Origin of the sequence: Magnetospirillum molischianum DSM 120 (assembly GCF_000294655.1) — a bacterium.
GTDB classification, from domain to species: Bacteria; Pseudomonadota; Alphaproteobacteria; order Rhodospirillales; family Magnetospirillaceae; genus Phaeospirillum; species Phaeospirillum molischianum.
In genome coordinates this window covers 70,702-87,800 of the sequence record NZ_CAHP01000026.1, presented here as the reverse complement: position 1 = coordinate 87,800, position 17,099 = coordinate 70,702, and the positions used below count along the sequence as shown (strand labels likewise).

21 protein-coding genes and 1 tRNA gene are annotated in these 17,099 nt (G+C 63.0%); 13 read left to right on the top strand and 9 right to left on the bottom strand.

The window, feature by feature from the left end; all coding sequences use genetic code 11:
• Both PHAMO_RS12085 and PHAMO_RS12080 read right to left on the bottom strand, forming a co-directional pair.
• Positions 1 to 738 (bottom strand): IS5 family transposase (locus PHAMO_RS12085; protein ID WP_040567021.1); only part of this gene is annotated, 738 nt, incomplete at its 3' end.
• Positions 739 to 1,001: 263 nt separating this feature from the next.
• Complete coding sequence (locus PHAMO_RS12080; RefSeq protein ID WP_002729710.1) at positions 1,002 to 1,238, bottom strand: helix-turn-helix domain-containing protein; 237 nt, start codon at positions 1,236 to 1,238, stop codon at positions 1,002 to 1,004.
• 159 nt (positions 1,239 to 1,397) lie between these two features.
• On the opposite strand from PHAMO_RS12080, the gene PHAMO_RS12075 reads away from it, so the two are divergent.
• The 3 genes from PHAMO_RS12075 to PHAMO_RS12065 all read left to right on the top strand — a co-directional run bounded on the left by PHAMO_RS12075 (position 1,398) and on the right by PHAMO_RS12065 (position 2,186).
• Complete coding sequence (locus tag PHAMO_RS12075) at positions 1,398 to 1,649, top strand: hypothetical protein (RefSeq protein ID WP_002729709.1); 252 nt, start codon at positions 1,398 to 1,400, stop codon at positions 1,647 to 1,649.
• Positions 1,650 to 1,749: 100 nt separating this feature from the next.
• Complete coding sequence (locus PHAMO_RS12070) at positions 1,750 to 1,980, top strand: hypothetical protein (RefSeq protein WP_002729708.1); 231 nt, start codon at positions 1,750 to 1,752, stop codon at positions 1,978 to 1,980.
• 2 nt (positions 1,981 to 1,982) lie between these two features.
• Entirely contained in the window at positions 1,983 to 2,186 is a 204-nt protein-coding gene (locus tag PHAMO_RS12065) for a hypothetical protein (protein WP_040567019.1), read from the top strand.
• A 197-nt stretch (positions 2,187 to 2,383) separates the two neighbouring features.
• On the opposite strand, the gene PHAMO_RS12060 is transcribed toward PHAMO_RS12065, so the two are convergent.
• A tRNA-Arg gene (locus PHAMO_RS12060) sits at positions 2,384 to 2,460 on the bottom strand.
• 137 nt (positions 2,461 to 2,597) lie between these two features.
• Between PHAMO_RS12060 and PHAMO_RS12055 the strand changes: the two genes are divergently transcribed.
• Entirely contained in the window at positions 2,598 to 3,614 is a 1,017-nt protein-coding gene (locus PHAMO_RS12055; protein ID WP_002729705.1) for an NAD(P)/FAD-dependent oxidoreductase, read from the top strand.
• Between the two features lie 11 nt (positions 3,615 to 3,625).
• Here PHAMO_RS12055 and PHAMO_RS12050 read toward each other — a convergent pair whose 3' ends face one another.
• From PHAMO_RS12050 to dnaK, 3 genes are all read right to left on the bottom strand, one after another.
• Complete coding sequence (locus tag PHAMO_RS12050) at positions 3,626 to 4,270, bottom strand: response regulator transcription factor (RefSeq protein ID WP_002729704.1); 645 nt, start codon at positions 4,268 to 4,270, stop codon at positions 3,626 to 3,628.
• Between the two features lie 11 nt (positions 4,271 to 4,281).
• Entirely contained in the window at positions 4,282 to 5,421 is a 1,140-nt protein-coding gene (gene dnaJ / locus PHAMO_RS12045) for a molecular chaperone DnaJ (RefSeq protein WP_002729702.1), read from the bottom strand.
• Positions 5,422 to 5,550: 129 nt separating this feature from the next.
• Positions 5,551 to 7,461 carry a molecular chaperone DnaK gene (gene dnaK, locus PHAMO_RS12040; RefSeq protein WP_002729700.1) on the bottom strand — a complete coding sequence of 637 codons (1,911 nt, stop codon included), beginning with the start codon at positions 7,459 to 7,461 and terminating at the stop codon, positions 5,551 to 5,553.
• A 300-nt stretch (positions 7,462 to 7,761) separates the two neighbouring features.
• On the opposite strand from dnaK, the gene PHAMO_RS12035 reads away from it, so the two are divergent.
• The 3 genes from PHAMO_RS12035 to PHAMO_RS12025 all read left to right on the top strand — a co-directional run bounded on the left by PHAMO_RS12035 (position 7,762) and on the right by PHAMO_RS12025 (position 11,051).
• Positions 7,762 to 9,099 carry an AmpG family muropeptide MFS transporter gene (locus PHAMO_RS12035; RefSeq protein ID WP_002729698.1) on the top strand — a complete coding sequence of 446 codons (1,338 nt, stop codon included), beginning with the start codon at positions 7,762 to 7,764 and terminating at the stop codon, positions 9,097 to 9,099.
• Between the two features lie 179 nt (positions 9,100 to 9,278).
• The gene (gene ppa / locus PHAMO_RS12030; protein WP_002729697.1) at positions 9,279 to 9,824 is read left to right on the top strand and encodes an inorganic diphosphatase; all 546 of its coding nucleotides are present in this window, start codon (positions 9,279 to 9,281) and stop codon (positions 9,822 to 9,824) included.
• Positions 9,825 to 9,965: 141 nt separating this feature from the next.
• Entirely contained in the window at positions 9,966 to 11,051 is a 1,086-nt protein-coding gene (locus PHAMO_RS12025; protein WP_002729696.1) for a hypothetical protein, read from the top strand.
• A 5-nt stretch (positions 11,052 to 11,056) separates the two neighbouring features.
• Here PHAMO_RS12025 and PHAMO_RS12020 read toward each other — a convergent pair whose 3' ends face one another.
• Positions 11,057 to 12,103, bottom strand: a complete 1,047-nt coding sequence (locus tag PHAMO_RS12020; RefSeq protein WP_002729695.1) for a glycosyltransferase family 4 protein — start codon at positions 12,101 to 12,103, stop codon at positions 11,057 to 11,059.
• Between the two features lie 29 nt (positions 12,104 to 12,132).
• Positions 12,133 to 12,966 carry a UDP-2,3-diacylglucosamine diphosphatase gene (locus tag PHAMO_RS12015; protein WP_002729693.1) on the bottom strand — a complete coding sequence of 278 codons (834 nt, stop codon included), beginning with the start codon at positions 12,964 to 12,966 and terminating at the stop codon, positions 12,133 to 12,135.
• Between the two features lie 175 nt (positions 12,967 to 13,141).
• Between PHAMO_RS12015 and PHAMO_RS12010 the strand changes: the two genes are divergently transcribed.
• Positions 13,142 to 14,089 (top strand): diacylglycerol/lipid kinase family protein, encoded by a 948-nt coding sequence (locus PHAMO_RS12010; protein WP_235720837.1) that lies wholly within the window; start codon positions 13,142 to 13,144, stop codon positions 14,087 to 14,089.
• 41 nt (positions 14,090 to 14,130) lie between these two features.
• Here the strand turns inward: PHAMO_RS12010 and PHAMO_RS12005 are convergent, their stop codons facing one another.
• Entirely contained in the window at positions 14,131 to 14,643 is a 513-nt protein-coding gene (locus tag PHAMO_RS12005) for an SH3 domain-containing protein (protein ID WP_002729689.1), read from the bottom strand.
• A gap of 152 nt (positions 14,644 to 14,795) precedes the next feature.
• Between PHAMO_RS12005 and PHAMO_RS12000 the strand changes: the two genes are divergently transcribed.
• The 5 genes from PHAMO_RS12000 to PHAMO_RS11985 all read left to right on the top strand — a co-directional run bounded on the left by PHAMO_RS12000 (position 14,796) and on the right by PHAMO_RS11985 (position 17,096).
• Positions 14,796 to 15,119, top strand: coding sequence for a hypothetical protein (locus PHAMO_RS12000; protein WP_002729688.1), 324 nt, complete (start codon positions 14,796 to 14,798; stop codon positions 15,117 to 15,119).
• A gap of 17 nt (positions 15,120 to 15,136) precedes the next feature.
• The gene (locus tag PHAMO_RS11995; RefSeq protein ID WP_155801764.1) at positions 15,137 to 15,544 is read left to right on the top strand and encodes a hypothetical protein; all 408 of its coding nucleotides are present in this window, start codon (positions 15,137 to 15,139) and stop codon (positions 15,542 to 15,544) included.
• A gap of 80 nt (positions 15,545 to 15,624) precedes the next feature.
• The gene (locus tag PHAMO_RS19475; protein WP_155801762.1) at positions 15,625 to 15,780 is read left to right on the top strand and encodes a hypothetical protein; all 156 of its coding nucleotides are present in this window, start codon (positions 15,625 to 15,627) and stop codon (positions 15,778 to 15,780) included.
• Positions 15,781 to 15,873: 93 nt separating this feature from the next.
• Entirely contained in the window at positions 15,874 to 16,458 is a 585-nt protein-coding gene (locus tag PHAMO_RS11990) for a sigma-70 family RNA polymerase sigma factor (RefSeq protein ID WP_002729684.1), read from the top strand.
• Complete coding sequence (locus PHAMO_RS11985; protein WP_002729682.1) at positions 16,455 to 17,096, top strand: ChrR family anti-sigma-E factor; 642 nt, start codon at positions 16,455 to 16,457, stop codon at positions 17,094 to 17,096. Before PHAMO_RS11990 ends, PHAMO_RS11985 begins: the two co-directional genes overlap by 4 nt.
• Positions 17,097 to 17,099 lie beyond the last annotated feature (3 nt).

Here is a 17,099-nt window from a genome sequence, read left to right as displayed (position 1 = left end):
GGGGCGCTTGAAGGCGTCGGTCAGGGCCTCGTTGCCGGCGATCTTGCGGCGGATGTCGCGGATCACCCGCCCCAGATAGGTCTTCAGCCGCCGCAATTCGCGGCGCGCCCGGTTGAACTGCTTGGCGTGGGCGTAGCGGCCCTGCTTCATCGCCGCCCGCTTGCCGACGCGGGCGTAGCTCTGGCGAAGGCCGATGCCCCACTCTTGGGCCAGCGCCACCAACTTTTCCCGGGCCCGCTGCATCAGCTTGGCGTCGGTCGGGAAGGTCACCGCCTTGGGCTGAACGGTGGTATCGACCGTCACCCGCTCCATGTCTTCGGCCTGAAGAGCGCCGGCCCGGTGGGCGGCGGCCAGGCTCTCCTGCACCAGGGCCGACAGGTCATCGGCACCGATGCGCTGACGCCAGCGGGTCATCGAAGAGCGGTCCACCGGCAGGGCGTGCTGGAAGAAGGTTTCGCCGCAGAAATACTGGAAATACGGATCGCAGACCCAGCGATCGCACACCGCCTCGTCAGAGAGGCCGTACATGTGCTTGAGCAGGTGCAATCCCACCATCAGTCGGGTCGGAACACCCGGGCGCCCCGTTTCCGCGTAAAGCGGCGCGAACCGCTCGTCGAAAAAGCCCCAGGCGACCAAACCCGCCAGCCGGACCAAGTCGTGGCGCAGGTTGATGATCTGGTCGAGCCGCGACCGGAACAGGTCGCCCTCGGTCTGCGGCGGTCTCTTGTGCGGCGTCATCTCTCCTCCCCGAGCGGCTCTGAGAGAATGGAATCACAACCGATGGGCACCGTAAAGGGGCAAGGTTGGGATACGAAATTTGCCGGGAATCGGGGGGACACGACGCCGAATCTGGCAAATTCGATTACTTCGCCACAGCCCCAAACCCAGGTGACAGGACGGGCTTCGGGTTATTCACGGACGACTCATTATTGTCTGACATATTGATCTGAGTACGCAACCTTGTGGTCATTCGTGAGAAATAAGGGGTGCCCTGCTGCAATTCATGCCGCCTGCTGCCGCAGCCGCACCCCCGGTCCCTCGCCATTTTGATCGATGAAGATCACCCCGGCCGCTTCGAGCGCGGCGCGGATCGCGGCAAGGGTTGATGCCTTCGGGTCGGAGGCACCGCGTTCAATGTTGTTGATGCCGGTGGTGGAGAGCCCGCACAGCGCGGCAAGTTCCGACTGCTTCAGGCCGAGCATGGCGCGCGCGCCACGTATTTGCTGGGGCGTAATCATGTCACCATCCTACATCGTGATTGATATTATATCAACCGCGCTTGACATAGCGTAACGATGCGTGTGAGTGTGTGGCGACTTGATACGATATCAAGCGGCCGAACAGGGTGCGCCAACACCCCGCCCGGCCTGACCAAACCCGAAGCATGAGGTTCGAGAATGGCTACTTCCGAAGATACTCCAATTGCGCCCGGCGCCAAGACGCGACAGGTTCCCCTGCGTGATTTGCCGCGCTCGCGCTTCCCTCTGACCTTTGAGCGCTATTCCCGGCTCTACGACCAGATAGACGCCGCCGCTGATCGTTTCGCCGACCTGGGATATTCCGATCTGGCGGTCGAAATGTCGGGCGTCCGCGCCAGCCTGTCGCGGGCTTGGAACGCCATCGCGACCGCTGAAAGGGAGGGCCGGTGATGACGATCCGCGCCGCGATCGCCGCTGGCCTGCTGTGGCTGGCCCGCGCTATCAACCCGCCCCGCGTCGTCCGCGTCACCACCAGTCGGAGGGTTTCGGCATGAGCGCGACCAACCGGACACATTCGATTCCGCCGTCATTGTTGGATATGGAACAGCACGTCGATGAAATCCCCTGCATCGGTCGTGTCTTGCTGCACATGGCCGATACCGGCCACGAGATTGAGGGCCGTGAACTGGCCTGGATTGGCAGCCAGCTTATTGGCCTCGGCGAGGAACTGTGCAGCCTGTGGGCGAAAGCGTACCGGGAATCCGGCGGGGGGAGGTCCTGACCATGGCCGACACCTTTTTTGACATGGAACCGTTGGTCTGCGACCTGCCCAGGATCGGCCGGATTCTGAGCCACATGGCGAGCAGCGATTGGGAGGTGGAAAAGGAAGATATCGAGTATCTCGCGTCCAAGCTCGAAAACATCGGGGAGAAGTTCTCGACCCTCTGGTACGCCGAATATGAGCGGCGCCGCGCCGCCGGAAGCTGAACGCCTGAACTGCCGCCTTCTAAGCGGCTGCTGTTGTATATCGTGAATCGGACACCACAGGGGCGGCTCGACCGGGGCCGCCCCTGACGGGCTTCTGTCTGCAAGCGTCTACCCGTATCTAGGCCAATCCACTGATGAAGACTGGACACTGACGGGACACTGGATACCGACGATGGAAGCTAAGTCATTGGAAAGCTTGGCGCACCCGACAGGATTCGAACCTGTGACCCCCGCCTTCGGAGGGCGGTACTCTATCCAGCTGAGCTACGGGTGCTACGCAGAAGCAAGGGGCGACAATGTATGTCAGGGCTGGACAGGATGCAACGGTCAAAATGACACGATGCCCTTTGCTCTTGTTTCTTTGTCGTCGCGAGGCCATTTGAAACGAACGGAAACGACGAAGGAATCGAAATGATGCGCGTTCATGAAACCGATGCGGTCGTGGTGGGAGCCGGACCGGTCGGTCTGTTCGCAGTGTTTCAGTGCGGGATGGTCAAGGTCCGCTGTCATGTCGTAGACGCCCTGGGGCACACTGGAGGACAGCTTTCCGCTCTGTATCCAGAAAAGCCGATTTACGACATTCCGGGTCATCCACGCATCCTGGCATCGCATTTGATTGAGCAATTGGCCGCCCAAGCCGCGCCGTTCGAGCCGGTGTACCATCTGGGCGTCACCGCCACCACCTTGACCCCCGAGCCGGATGGACGCTGGCGGATGGGGCTGGGCAATGACGAGGAGATCGTTGCTCGGGCGGTGATCCTGGCCTCGGGCGGCGGCGCGTTCGCTCCCAAGCGGCCCCCGCTTGAGGGGCTGGAGCAATACGAAGGCAGCAGCGTGTTCTATAGCGTGCCCAGGCGCGAGGCGTTCCGCGACAAGCGAATCGTGATTGCGGGCGGCGGAGATTCGGCCGTGGACTGGGCCATCTCACTGTCCGAGATCGCGGCAAAGGTCAGTGTGGTCCACCGCCGCGCCCGCTTCCGCGCCGCTCCTGGTGCCGAAGCGGAATTGCTCCGTCTGGTTGAGCAAGGGCGCATCGAGTTGGTGATCCCGACCCAGCTTCAGTCCTTGGAAGGCGAAAACGGCCACCTGGAAGCCGTGATCGTCGCGACGTTGGAGGGCGAGACGAGACGACTCCCCGCCGACGCTCTGTTGGCCTTCTTCGGCTTGTCTGGCGATGTTGGCCCGGTCACCGGATGGAACCTCGCGATGGACGGCCACGCCGTCACCATCGATCCCGCCAGCGGTGCCACCAACCGCGCCGGCATCTTCGCCTGCGGCGACATTTGCACCTATCCGGGCAAGCTGCGCCTGATCCTTACCGGCTTTGCCGAAGCGGCCCGTGCCGCTCATTCCGTCTATGACGTCGTTCACCCCGGCACGGCGCTGCATTTCGTCCATTCCACCACGGCCGGTGTACCAGGCGAATAAAGAATCGCGCCCTACCCCAGGATAAGCCGATAGCCACCGGATTCGGTGCGGAGTGGGCCAGGAGAATCCTCGTCTCCCCCCTCCCCCATCTTGCGGCGCAGACGATAGATGTGGGTTTCCAAGGTGTGGGTGTCGATGTCGGCGGAATAACCCCACACGTCGGCAAGCAAATCCTCGCGCATCACCACGCTACCCGCCGCATCGGCAAGACGGCACAGAATCGCGGCCTCCTTGTCGGTCAACCGCACCACCCGATCGTCAGCAGCGGCCAGCAGCCGCCGACCAGGATCGAACCGCCACGGCCCGATACAAATCGCGGTTACGGTCGAACGGCGGGCCAACAGGTCGATCAGACGGGCCGACAAGGTAGACAGGCGGAGCGGCTTGGCGATCACCAGATCGGCGTCGGGATTGGCCGCTCCACCGGCCGCAAGCAAGACCAGCGGCAAGGTAACTCCGGCCGCGCGAAGAGTCCGGCACGGCTCGTTCTCGTCGCCCCAGGCAGCTTCGTCCAATAAAACGAGATCCTGCTCCCCGACCGCCGCCAACGCGGAGACAAAATCGTCGGCGCGGGTCACCGCCATGGAAGCGCCGAGATGCCCCGCGACCGTTTCGGCCAACAGAGGATCGGCGATGACCAGCAGCAGACGGGGCACCAGGGTCAGAATCAGCCCTCCTTAAGATCTTCCCAGAATTCCTTCACCCGAGCGAAGAAGCCGTGGCTTTCCGGCGAGTTGCCGCCTTTTTTCTCTTCTCCAGCGGTTTCGAACTCACGCAGCAGTTCGATCTGGCGAGGAGTCAGATTAACCGGCGTCTCGACCGTCGCCTGGATGAACATGTCGCCGCGCGACGGGCTACGCAGCACGCTCATGCCCTTGCCACGCAGACGGAACTGGTGCCCGGTCTGGGTACCCTCGGGGATCACCACCTTGGCCTTGCCGCCGTCGATGGTCGGCACTTCGATGGTACCGCCCAGCGTCGCCGTCACCATCGGGATCGGCACCCGGCAGAAGATGTTGGCACCGTCGCGCTGGAACAGCCGGTGCGCCTTCAGCGACAGAAAGATATACAAATCGCCCGCCGGAGCCCCGCGCATCCCGGCCTCGCCTTCTCCCGCCAAGCGGATACGAGTGCCATCTTCGACACCGGCGGGGATCGTCACCGACAGTTGCTTTTCCTTGCGGACCCGGCCGGTACCGCTACACGCGCGGCAGGGATCCTTGATAATCCGGCCCATCCCCTGACAGGTCGGGCAAGTGCGCTCGATGGTGAAGAACCCCTGCTGGCTGCGAACCTTGCCATGACCGTGGCAGGTGGAGCAGGTCACCGGCTGGGCACCGTCGCGACCGCCAGTTCCCTTGCATTCCTCGCAGACCGCCGAAGTCGGAACCCGGATCGTCGCCGATTTGCCCGCAAAGGCGTCTTCCAGCGAGATTTCCATGTCGTAACGCAGGTCGGCACCCCGGCCCGAGGCCTGGCCACGCCGTCCGCCGCCCATCATCTCGCCGAACATTTCGTCGAAGATATCGGCAAAACCGCCGCCGAAGCCGAAATCGCCGGACCCGCCGCGTCCGCCACCCTGTTCAAAGGCGGCATGGCCGAAACGGTCATAGGCCGAACGCTTCTGATCGTCCTTCAGGACGTCATAGGCCTCGTTGATTTCCTTGAATTTCTGCTCGGCCGCAGCATCGCCTGGATTTCGGTCGGGATGAAATTGCATGGCCATCTTGCGATAGGCCTTTTTGATCTCGTCGGCCGAGGCACCACGCCCGACACCAAGAAGGTCGTAGTAATCCTGCTTGCTCATGCGCTTCGCTTGCTATCCGGTACAGGCCCAGACGGCCGCGCTCCCTGTTTAATCGACAGGAAGCGACGGCGCCGGGGCGAACGAACGGCCGACGGGATCGCCCGTCGGCCGTGAGACGATAGAGCCGAATTAGCGGCCCTTTTTGTCGCCGTCGACTTCCTCGAAATCGGCATCGACGACTTTTTCATCGTGACCGGCTCCACCCTGGGCACCGCCCTGGGCCGCTTCCGCGTCGCCAGCCTGCTTGTACATCGCCTCGCCCAGCTTCATCGAGCTTTGCATCAGAGTCTCGGTGCGAGCCTTCAGAGCGGCGGCGTCCTCGCTTTCCAGCTCGGCACGCACCGCAGCGATGTCGCGCTCGACCTCAGCCTTCAGATCGGCGGGAGCCTTATCGCCGAATTCCTTCAGGCTCTTCTCGGTGGAGTGAACCAGCGAGTCGGCCTGATTGCGGGCCTCGATCAGTTCCTTGCGCTTCTTGTCCTCGGCGGCATGAGCCTCGGCATCCTTGACCATCTTTTCGATGTCGGAATCGGACAGACCGCCCGAAGCCTGGATACGGATCTGCTGTTCCTTGCCGGTGGCCTTGTCCTTGGCCTGGACATTGACGATACCGTTGGCGTCGATGTCGAACGTGACCTCGACCTGGGGCACGCCGCGCGGCGCGGCCGGAATGCCAACCAGATCGAACTGACCCAGCATCTTGTTGTCGGCAGCCATCTCGCGCTCGCCCTGGAAGACGCGGATGGTGACGGCGGTCTGGTTGTCCTCGGCGGTCGAGAACACCTGGCTCTTGCGGGTCGGGATGGTGGTGTTGCGGTCGATCAGGCGGGTGAACACGCCACCCAGGGTCTCGATACCGAGCGACAGCGGGGTAACGTCGAGCAGAAGAACGTCCTTGACCTCGCCCTTCAGCACGCCGCCCTGGATCGCGGCGCCGATGGCGACGACTTCATCCGGGTTGACGCCCTTGTGCGGCTCGCGGCCAAAGAATTCCTTCACCACTTCCTGAATCTTGGGCATGCGGGTCATGCCGCCGACCAGGATCACTTCGTCGATCTCGCTGGCCTTAACACCGGCGTCCTTCAGAGCGGCCTTGCACGGCTCGATGGTGCGGGCGACCAGATCCTCGACCAGGGCTTCGAGCTTGGCACGGGTCAACTTGATGTTGAGGTGCTTCGGGCCCGAGGCATCGGCGGTGATGAAGGGGAGGTTGACCTCGGTCTGCATCGAGGACGACAGCTCGATCTTGGCCTTTTCCGCCGCTTCCTTCAGACGCTGAAGCGCCAGCCGATCCTTGCGCAGGTCGATGCCCTGCTCTTTCTTGAACTCGTCGGCGAGGTAATCGATGATCCGGGCGTCGAAATCTTCACCGCCCAGGAAGGTGTCGCCGTTGGTCGATTTGACTTCGAACACGCCGTCGCCGATTTCCAGCACCGACACGTCGAAGGTGCCGCCGCCCAGGTCATAGACCGCGACGATACCGGCACCCTTCTTCTCCAGACCATAGGCGAGAGCGGCGGCCGTCGGCTCGTTGATGATGCGCAGCACCTCAAGACCGGCGATGCGGCCAGCATCCTTGGTCGCCTGACGCTGAGCGTCGTTGAAATACGCGGGAACGGTGATGACCGCCTGAGTGACCTTCTCGCCCAGATAGCCTTCGGCGGTTTCCTTCATCTTCTGAAGGATAAAGGCCGACACTTGGCTGGGGCTGTACTTGGCGTCACGAGCTTCGACCCATGCGTCGCCGTTATCGCCCGCCACGATGTTATAGGGGACGAGGTTGGCGTCTTTCTTGGTGATCGGATCTTCGTAACGACGACCGATCAGGCGCTTAATCGCGAACAGGGTGTTGGCGGGATTCGTAACCGCCTGGCGCTTGGCCGGCTGGCCGACCAGTCGTTCACCAGATTCGGTAAAAGCCACCATCGACGGGGTCGTGCGCATGCCCTCGGCGTTTTCAATGACCTTGGCTGTCTTGCCTTCCATCACGGCGACGCACGAATTCGTGGTGCCCAGGTCGATGCCGATAACTTTGCTCATGTCATCCTCATTCCTGCTCGGCAGATCCCCGGGGCTCTGCTGTCTGCGCAGCCGCCCCGCGACCCCCTTCCGGGTTGAATCGCTGAAATTGTCCGGGGATCGACCCAATCGGCCATCCCCCGCGCCTTATATAGGTCGGGGGGCGGAGCGTGCAACCATGGCAAAAAGATGGCGAAGCGTATCCGGGCTAAAGAGAGCGGTATAAAGACCCTCTGGCGAATTATCTTGCCAGCCGCCCGACCGCTTTGGCATGACAGAGAGCTTGTTCTTTCCCCCACTGTTCCCGGTCCCCTCCCCCCAATGAAACGAAGCTGGTCCGCCGCCTTCACCGCCTATCTCGACAGGCGGGTGATGCTGGTGCTGCTGCTGGGCTTTTCCAGCGGCCTGCCTTTGCTGCTGACTTTTTCCACCTTGTCGGCTTGGCTGAAAAGCGAAGGAATCAGCCGCAGCGCAATCGGTGCCTTCGCCCTGGTCGGGACTCCGTATGCCCTCAAGTTCCTCTGGTCGCCCCTGATCGACCGCTTGAACCTGCCGGTGCTGACCCGGCGGATGGGACGACGGCGCAGTTGGGGCGTGTCGATTCAACTTCTTCTGATCGTCGCGATCCTGGCGCTGGGAGCCATGGACCCAGCCCGCGACCTGTGGGCCACGGCGCTGCTGGCATTGGGGGTTGCCTTCCTGTCGGCCAGCCAGGACATCGTGATCGATGCGTATCGCGTCGAGATCCTTGACCCCCAATCCCAAGGCCCCGGAGCCGGCGCGGTCCAGACCGGCTATCGCCTCGCGATGCTGGCCTCGGGCGCGGGGGCGCTGTTCGTCGCCTCGGCCTGGGGCTGGTTTGCCGCCTATGCCACGATGGCGGCCCTGGTGGCGGTGGGCATGGCCGTGTTTCTGTTCGGCCCCGAACCCGCCGTCGCGGTATCGGACTCCACCCGTGAGCGCGAGGCCCGCGCCGCCGACTTCCTGGCCAGCCGCCCCAACCTGCAAGGCCGCTTAGGAAACGTCGCGGCCTGGCTATACGGCGCGGTGGTGTGCCCGTTCGCCGATTTCATGGCGCGGCCTGCTTGGTGGGCGGTGCTGCTCTTTGTCGTCGGCTACAAGACCGGCGAGGCCATGGCCGGAGCCATGGCCAACACCCTCTATATCGAAAGCGGTTTCGCGCTGGAAGAAATCGCCTGGGTCAGCAAGATCTTCGGCTTTGGCGCGACTATCCTCGGAACCCTGATCGGCGGCGCCCTGGTGGCGCGGCTGGGAGTGATGCGGGCGCTGTTGCTCTTTGGCGTCCTGCAATCGCTTGGCAATCTGTTCTATGTCGTCCAGGCGATGGCCGGGCACAATGTCGCCGCCCTGGCCGTCTGCGTCTTCGCCGAAAACCTGACCGCCGGAATGGCTGGGTCGGCACTGGTCGCCTATCTGTCAGGATTGTGCAATGTGGCTTATACTGCCACCCAATACGCCCTGCTTTCGTCCCTGACGGCGGTAGGGCGGACCCTGTTCGCCTCGACCAGCGGCTGGCTGGCCGATCGGTTTGGCTGGGTCGATTTCTTTTTGATAACCACGGTGGTGACTCTGCCTGCTTTGATGCTTTTGCCCTGGCTGGCCCGCCACTACCGGACCGAGCCGCCCCAGCATGGTTGAATCACGCCGTCGGCAGGCTCATTCTCGGAGGATGCCCCATTGGGAGGGGTAAAATGATGCCCTCCGGTTTTTTCCTTTCGCGCAGACCAAGGCCATCACGGGCCGGGTCGGCGCGCTGTCCGAGGCTCCGCTTTGATGCGGCAGCCTCACCGTTTCTCTGATCAGGACTAACCAATCCCATGGACCTCAAGAAGATTCCGATCGGTAAAAACCCGCCTCGCGACGTCAACGTGATCGTTGAGATCCCGTTGAACGGCGATCCGGTCAAATACGAGATCGACAAGGAATCCGGCGCGATGTACGTCGACCGCTTCCTCAATACCGCGATGTACTATCCGGTCAATTACGGCTTCGTCCCACACACCCTGTCAGAAGACGGCGACCCCGTTGATATCATGGTGGTCGGACGCACCCCCGTCGCGGTCGGCGCGGTGATGCGCTCGCGCCCGATCGGGGTGCTGCTGATGGAAGACGAGGGCGGCATGGACGAAAAGATTCTTGCCGTGCCTCACTCCAAGCTGCACCCGTTCTATGACGGCGTGAACAGCTATGAGGATCTGCCCAAGATTCTGGTCCAGCAGATCGAGCATTTCTTCGTCCACTACAAGGACCTGGAAGTCGGCAAGTGGGTCCAGCTGAAGGGCTGGGGTGGCCCGGAAAAGGCTGGCGAGATCATCCAGCAGGGCATCGAGCGCGCCCTGGCCAACAAGCCGAAGAAGAAATAACGACCGGGCAAAATCTTCCCCCCGACGGCATCCGGCCGTCGGGGGAGTGCCGCCGCGGACGGCAACCCCAGACTTTCCGCCACCCTCGCTCTGGCACTGTTCTTGCAAAAACGAGAACGACCCAGTCCCCGAGGTGACGCAATGTCGGTGTCCGCCACGTCTTCTGTACGGCCTTCGAATCCGATCGATTCCCTGATTCCACAATTGCCGTCGGAAAACGCCGAAACCGCGTCTTCGAAATCGTCAGACTCGACCGCATCGAAAAGCCACCACATCGGCATGTTCGGTGCCGACGATGACAGCCCTTCTTTCTGGGATCTGGTCGATGTCATCAACCCTCTGCAACACATCCCGCTGGTTAACGAAGTCTATCGCGAACTGTCCGGCGACAAGATCGGTATTGCGGCTCGCCTGACCGGCGGCGCTTTGTTCGGCGGCGTGATCGGCCTGATCGGCGCGACGGTTAGCGGCGTGATCGAAGAAAGCACCGGTGACTCCGCTGGCGGTCACATGCTCGCCCTGTTCCGCGACGATCCGGCGACGGGAGACAGCGGCACCGCCCTGGCTGAGGCAGCTCCACCCGCCCAGGCCCAACCGCCCACCGAAAAAACGGCAGAGGCCCAGCCACAAACCATCGCCGCGAACGACACCAAGACCGACACAAAAACCGACGCCCGACCGATCGTGCTCACCGACATGATCGGCGAGGAACCCGCCCCGCCTGCCGCCATGCCGCGCCCGGCCGTCAGTGCCAGCGCCAGTGCGGCTCCCGTCGCCGCCGCCCAACAGACCGCCGCCAAGGTCGAAACTCCACCCGCCGCAATTTCCATCGCTGACACCGGAGATGTGGCTGCGACCCGCCCGATGTGGGGCGGCAAATCGCCACGCACGCTGACCATGCCATCGCGCACCACGGAACTCGCCACCCGGACGCCTCCGGCGGTGGCAACGTCGATCTCGGGCAATAGCGGACGTTCGCCGCTTCCCGTCACCGGATCACGGCCTCAGTCTGGATTGATCGCGCCGACCAACACGGCCCCGGTCGTCGCGGCCCAAAGCGAAAGCACGGCAACGACGACGACCGAAGCGGCCAAGACAACTGCCGCAGCGGCTAATCCCGCCCCAGCCGGCAACGATTGGTTCACGGCCGCCATGGCCGAGGGACTGAACAAATACCAGCGTTCAAACGCACGGGCCGCCGCAACGGACCAAACCATAACGCCGTAACGACATCAGAGCGGGGCCGGTTCTTTCCAGCAGATAATTTCGAACGGAGCCAGATTCTCGATGAACTGGCGAGTCGATGCCGCCCACGAGAAGTCGAGGGCATGAGCACGGCACAGCACCGGATCGGTGCCGAGCACGGCTAACGCAGCCGTCCCCAAATCATTGTCCAGCCGTCCCACCGGACTGGTTCCGATCACGTCAAGCGGTCCCGGCACCGGATAGGCCGCCACCGGCAGCCCCGAGGCCAGCGCTTCGAGCAGAACCAAACCGAAGGTGTCGGTGCGGCTGGGAAAAACGAACACGTCCCCGGCGGCATAATGCCAAGCGAGCTTTTCCCCGAACTGGGCTCCGGCGAAGTGGGCTTCGGGATGGCGACGGCGCAGGTCGTCAAGTTGCGGCCCGTCGCCGACCACGACCTTGGTGCCGGGCAGGTCCAGCGCCAGGAACGCCGCGACGTTCTTTTCGACCGCGACCCGCCCGACATACAAAAAGATCGGCCGGGGCAAACCGGCAAAGGGACCGCCTTCGCCTTTTGCTTCGGGACGGGGACGGAACATCTCGGTATCGACACCGCGCGACCACCGGCCGATCCGGTGAAACCCGCGCCGTTCCAATTCGGTCTCGATCCCCTGGGTCGCCACCATCACCCGCGACGACGGGGAATGGAACCGCCGCATCACCGCATAAGACAGCGGCAACGGCACACGAAACCGCGCCTTGATGTATTCGGGAAAGCGAGTGTGATACGCGGTGGTGAAGGGCAACCGCCGTCGCAGGCAGTAGCGCCGCGCCGCCCAGCCCAGCGGCCCCTCGGTGGCGATATGGATCGCACAGGGCTGTGATTCCTCGATCAGCCGGGCCACCCGAGGACCGGGACGAACCGCCAGCCGGATCTCTGGATAGGTCGGACAAGGCACGGTGCGAAAGCGCTCGGGCGTGACCATAACCACCTCGTGGCCGACCCTTTGCAATTCGCTTCTCAGTGTATCGAGAGTGCGGACGACACCATTGACCTGAGGAAGCCAGGCATCCGAGACGACAAGAATGCGCATTCCTTCTCCTTGCGACAGTCCAGACGTCATCACGGACGACTGAGCAACAGTGAGGCTTCGATGGCGCTGTCTTTCGGGGCCGGAAGGGAAGAATCGAGGTACATCCCCGGAGCCTGAAGCCAGTGAACGATCTCAAGACTGCCGTCGAAATCCTCGACCAAGGCCGTGCAGCTTTCGACCCAATCGCCGTCGTTGCAGTACAAAATGCCGTTCATGTCGCGCATCTGGGCGTAGTGAATATGGCCGCAGACGACGCCATCGGCCTGACAGCGGCGCGCTTCCTCGGCCATCGCTTCCTCGAAATTGGCCATGTACTGAACCGCATTCTTGACCTTGTGCTTCAGGTAGGCCGACAGCGACCAATAGGGGAAGCCCAGGCTGCGGCGAGCCACGTTCAGCCAATGATTGAGCGATAATGCCAGGGTGTAGGCTCCGTCACCCAGATGAGCCAGCCATTTGGCGTGCTTCACCACGCCGTCAAAGGCGTCGCCATGGACAACCAGAAGACGACGGCCATCGGCGGTCTGATGGATCGCGCTGGTGGCGACCCGGATGTCGCCAAACAGAATGCCGTGATAATCGCGGGCGAATTCGTCGTGATTGCCGGGAACAAACACAACCCTTGTTCCCTTGCGCGCCTTGCGCAGCAGCTTCTGCACCACGTCGTTGTGCGATTGCGGCCAGAACCACGATTTGCGCAGCCGCCAGCCGTCAATGATATCGCCAACCAGATAGAGCGTGTCGGATTCCGTGCTTTTCAGAAATTCGAGCAGATCGTCTGCCTTGCTGCCGCGAGTACCAAGGTGGATGTCAGAAATCCAGATAGTCCTGTAACGCCGCTTTACATTGGTACTGGCGTTCATGCATCCACCTATCAAATCTCAGTTCCGGACACCTCTGGTGTTGCGGTTCTAGTGCTGACATGGCGGTTTGTACATATAGATCGCCTTAGTTTTGACAAAATTCATCAAAATGAATAATGTCGGTAACAATTATTTCACTGATGATTCGCTGGCAATCCGAGATATAGAACCGCTCATGTTGGCAAACACGATGATCCCGTCGATCGAAGCCGCGCCGACCCAGCCACGCCGGGTTCTGGTCGTCTACAACCCCACGGCAGGCCGCCATAAACGCCGCCGTCTGATCGGCGTTGCCGAGCGGCTGGAACGGCTGGGCTGTGCCGTCACCATCCAGGAAACGGCCAAACGCGGCGATGCCGAGGATTTCGCCGCGCGCGCTGATACGGCGCTGTTCGACGCGGTGATCGCCGCCGGAGGCGACGGGACCGTCAACGAAGTCCTGAACGGGCTGGCTCTGGCCGGGGGTGGACTGGCTCTGGGGGTTCTCCCCCTCGGCACCGCCAACGTGCTGGCTTGCGAAATCGGGCTTGATCCCCGCGACAGCGAACAAGTCGCCCGCGCCATCGCTTTTGGCCCGGCGCGCCGGGTCCATCTCGGCACCGCAAACCGCCGCCGTTTTCTGCTGATGGCCGGAGCCGGTCTCGACGCCGAAGTCGTCGCCGGGCTGAACGTCACGCTAAAGCGCCACGCTGGTAAGCTGGCCTATGTCGTCGAAGGGTTGAAGCAGGCGGTCGGCTACGACTTCCCGATCCTGACCATCCGTGCCGATGGCATAAGCTACGAAGGCCGGATGGTGGTGGCGTGCAAGGGCCGGTTTTACGGCGGGCCGTTCGTCGCCGCCCCCGACGCCAACCTGGAAGCCCCGATGTTGGAGATTTGCGTCCTGCCCGCCGCCGGTGTGGCCGGGATGCTGCGTTATGGCATCGCCCTGCCGCTGGGGAAGCTGACCGAGCTGCCCGAGGTCCAGGTGATCTCGGCCAAGTCGATCATCGTCACTGGACCACGCGGCGCCCCGGTTCAGGGCGATGGCGATATCATCGCCCGCCTGCCTGCGGAAATCGCCATCGCCGACGAAACCGTCAATCTGATCTGCCCGGAAATCAGTGCCGCCGCGATCAATTGAGTCCATCGCCGCTTGATGCAAACCTCGGGTTTGCCTAGGGCCTATTCGATCCACTCGCCCCGATAGACACCCCAGATCTCGTCACGCCGCAGCCAACCCTGGCTGCGGCCGATCTCGGCGCGACAGTAATCGCGATTGCGCGGACATTGCAGCAGACGGCCCAGCACGCCCGGCTCCAACATCGCGACCGGATCGGCGGAATCGGAATCCGACGCCCGCAACGGACGGGGCGTTCCGATCACCACCATCATTCGCCGGCTGGACAGCATGCTCTGATGGACCCAACCTTCGGACCCCTGCCAATCGCGGATCTTGCGCCAGGCTTCGAATTCGGCCACCACCTCGACCGGCAGATCCTTGCGGGCATAAATCCAGTCGATCGGATAGCGCACGCCGGGGCCGGTGCGCAGATTGACTTCATCTGAGCGCAACGAGACAAAGCGCGGCAACGGCAGTCCGCTGCCCTCGGATGCCGAGGCCGGAACCGGCAGCAGCAACAGCGCAGCAGAAAGCAGTAATATCCGCGTCAGATCTCTAGGTCCGCAGGCCAGCATGAATCCTCCATCGGCATTATAGGCGGGAGGCAGACCCTACGGTCAAGGCACCCGATTTCGTCGTTCCTCTATCTGTCTCGTGAAAAGGTTGACGCACCCCCAGCCCGAGAGCGAAGGTTGCGAGCCCGGAGTTCGCCGGAGCAGGAGCGTCCATGATGGCCCGCAATAATTCTCTCGATTCAGTTGAAAAAGCTCGCTTACTGCGAGGTCTCGCGTTTCGTGTCCACCGCAAGCAGCCCTGTCCCGAGGCTCTGGCTGAAATGTTGGGGGAAGAATCGCGCGGCGGGCGACACCGAATCTTCAGTGCCGCTCTCGACCTGATATCCGAGGAGGGAGTCCTGCCCGCGCTCCAGGCCATCGATCTGATCGGCGACGAAGCCGCCGCGATCATGGCCGCCGTCCTTGATGCCAATGATCACCGCTTGCTGTCCGCCGCGCTGGGACGGCTCGCCGACCATATCGAGCGGACAGCTTGATCGGGCGGCGAGGTCTCGTGCTGACACTGGCGCTGCCGCTCTTGCTGCCCGGCTGTCTGCCCCCTTCGGATCAACCGGCCTGGTACGGCCGGATGGGCCGATTCCTCGGTCTGGTCGCCAATTGTGGCTGTTCCGATATCTCGCCCGACCGGATGGTCGCCGAGTACACCAAGGCGCTGGGCGGCCGCTATTCCGACGAAGACACGCGGGCGATGCACGGCTATGTCGTTCAGGCCGCTACCGAATTGTGGGAAAACCGCATCGAGGTCTGTTCCGAGGTCTGTTCGCAGCAATGCATGGTCGAGACGGTGGTTCGGCCGATGGGCGGACGCAGCACCGGAGTTGCCGCCTGTCCGGTTACCGAAATAGACCTGCACCTGACCGACGGCAAACAGTCCAACGTAACGGGCGGCGGCTTCCCCTGATATTTTTTTGACCCGGCTGGTGATCCAATCCGGCCGGGTCCACGTAGAACCATCATAACCGACGCTCTGCAAGGAGACCGATGATGGCTTCGACCACCCTGCGCACCACCGACAAGACCACCCTGATCGCCCTGGCGCGGGCGCTCCGCGACATCGCCCACGGCCACAATGATGCCGGGCCGGTGCTCCGCTCGCTGGCGGTCAGCTATGAACGGATGGCCGCCGGTGCGGGCTGATGCTGGCTTTTTCCTCCCGTCGCGCCGATGATCTGGGTCAGGTTCCGCCGGTAATCGATCCGGTGGACTGGCTCACCAGCCGACGGGAGGATCATGGACTCGCGCGAACAGGTCTCGACCGAAGCGGACTCGCAAGCCCAGGTCATGGCCGCCCGGTTGCAGGCGGTGGCACGGAATCGCGACCGGGACGCCTTTGCCGAGTTGTTTCGTTATTACGCGCCCCGGATCAAATCCTATCTGCGCCGCCTGGGCACCGAGGATTCGGTGGCCGAGGAACTGGCGCAAGACGCGATGCTGGCGGTATGGAGCAAGGCCACGCATTTCGATCCCGAACGGGCCAAGGCGGCAACCTGGATTTTCTCCATTGCCCGCAATCTAAGGATCGATCGCCTACGCCACGAACGGCGGCCCGAGATCGACCTGGACGACCCCGAACTGATCGTCGATCCGGCCCCACCGGCCGACGATGCATTAGAGACCGGACGACGCGAACAGAGGGTCCGCGACGCTCTGACCCATTTGCCACCGGATCAGGCGCGGGTGGTGGCTCTGTCCTTTTTCGAGGACGTGCCGCATGCCGAGATCGCAACCCGGCTGGATGTGCCGTTAGGAACCGTTAAATCCCGCATGAGATTGGCGATGGGGCGGATCAAGGCCCTATTGGGAGAAAGCCGATGAGCGCCTCCTTCCACCCTTCCGACGCGCTGCTGGCGGCCTATGCCGCCGGAGCGATGGACGAGCCGACGGCGCTGGCCGTCGCCACCCACCTTGCCTTCTGCCCGCGCTGCCGGGCCGAGGTTGCCCGGCTTGAAGCCCTGGGCGGCACACGTCTTGAGTCCTTGCCCGCGGCTCCGATGGCCGAAGAGTCCCTGGCCAGCGTACTCGCCCGACTCGACCGCACGCCCCCCATACCCCGCGCACCCGCTCGTGGCGCGACCTCCACCCTGCCCGGCCCGATCGGTGCCTATTGCGGTGGCGATACGTCCAGCCTGCCCTGGCGGCGCATGTCTCCCGGCATTGACCAGGCGATCCTGGTCAGTTGCGGCCACGCCCAGGCCAGACTGATTCGGATGGAGGCCGGAGTGGTATCGCCGCGCCATCGCCATGCCGTCACCGAGGTCAATGTCGTGTTGCAGGGAGCATATCGCAACGAGGCCACCCATTACCGACCGGGTGATTTTGCCGTCGAGGACGCCAACCGCCTCTATCGTCCTATCGCCGATTCCGATACTGCCTGCCTGTGCCTCTGCGTCGGCGACGACCCAATCCGGCCAACCGGCCTGTTCAACCGATTGATGGCCCCGTTCATGGGGTGACCT

What these genes read in the sequence shown, in the direction of transcription:
- PHAMO_RS12080 (WP_002729710.1), bottom strand. Translation starts at nt 1,238, where the DNA reads ATGATTACGCCCCAGCAAATACGTGGCGCGCGCGCCATGCTCGGCCTG.
- PHAMO_RS12075 (WP_002729709.1), top strand. Translation starts at nt 1,398, where the DNA reads ATGGCTACTTCCGAAGATACTCCAATTGCGCCCGGCGCCAAGACGCGA.
- PHAMO_RS12070 (WP_002729708.1), top strand. Translation starts at nt 1,750, where the DNA reads ATGAGCGCGACCAACCGGACACATTCGATTCCGCCGTCATTGTTGGAT.
- PHAMO_RS12065 (WP_040567019.1), top strand. Translation starts at nt 1,983, where the DNA reads ATGGCCGACACCTTTTTTGACATGGAACCGTTGGTCTGCGACCTGCCC.
- PHAMO_RS12055 (WP_002729705.1), top strand. Translation starts at nt 2,598, where the DNA reads ATGATGCGCGTTCATGAAACCGATGCGGTCGTGGTGGGAGCCGGACCG.
- dnaJ (WP_002729702.1), bottom strand. Translation starts at nt 5,421, where the DNA reads ATGAGCAAGCAGGATTACTACGACCTTCTTGGTGTCGGGCGTGGTGCC.
- dnaK (WP_002729700.1), bottom strand. Translation starts at nt 7,461, where the DNA reads ATGAGCAAAGTTATCGGCATCGACCTGGGCACCACGAATTCGTGCGTC.
- PHAMO_RS12035 (WP_002729698.1), top strand. Translation starts at nt 7,762, where the DNA reads ATGAAACGAAGCTGGTCCGCCGCCTTCACCGCCTATCTCGACAGGCGG.
- ppa (WP_002729697.1), top strand. Translation starts at nt 9,279, where the DNA reads ATGGACCTCAAGAAGATTCCGATCGGTAAAAACCCGCCTCGCGACGTC.
- PHAMO_RS12025 (WP_002729696.1), top strand. Translation starts at nt 9,966, where the DNA reads ATGTCGGTGTCCGCCACGTCTTCTGTACGGCCTTCGAATCCGATCGAT.
- PHAMO_RS12020 (WP_002729695.1), bottom strand. Translation starts at nt 12,103, where the DNA reads ATGCGCATTCTTGTCGTCTCGGATGCCTGGCTTCCTCAGGTCAATGGT.
- PHAMO_RS12015 (WP_002729693.1), bottom strand. Translation starts at nt 12,966, where the DNA reads ATGAACGCCAGTACCAATGTAAAGCGGCGTTACAGGACTATCTGGATT.
- PHAMO_RS12010 (WP_235720837.1), top strand. Translation starts at nt 13,142, where the DNA reads ATGTTGGCAAACACGATGATCCCGTCGATCGAAGCCGCGCCGACCCAG.
- PHAMO_RS12005 (WP_002729689.1), bottom strand. Translation starts at nt 14,643, where the DNA reads ATGCTGGCCTGCGGACCTAGAGATCTGACGCGGATATTACTGCTTTCT.
- PHAMO_RS12000 (WP_002729688.1), top strand. Translation starts at nt 14,796, where the DNA reads ATGATGGCCCGCAATAATTCTCTCGATTCAGTTGAAAAAGCTCGCTTA.
- PHAMO_RS19475 (WP_155801762.1), top strand. Translation starts at nt 15,625, where the DNA reads ATGATGGCTTCGACCACCCTGCGCACCACCGACAAGACCACCCTGATC.
- PHAMO_RS11990 (WP_002729684.1), top strand. Translation starts at nt 15,874, where the DNA reads ATGGACTCGCGCGAACAGGTCTCGACCGAAGCGGACTCGCAAGCCCAG.
- PHAMO_RS11985 (WP_002729682.1), top strand. Translation starts at nt 16,455, where the DNA reads ATGAGCGCCTCCTTCCACCCTTCCGACGCGCTGCTGGCGGCCTATGCC.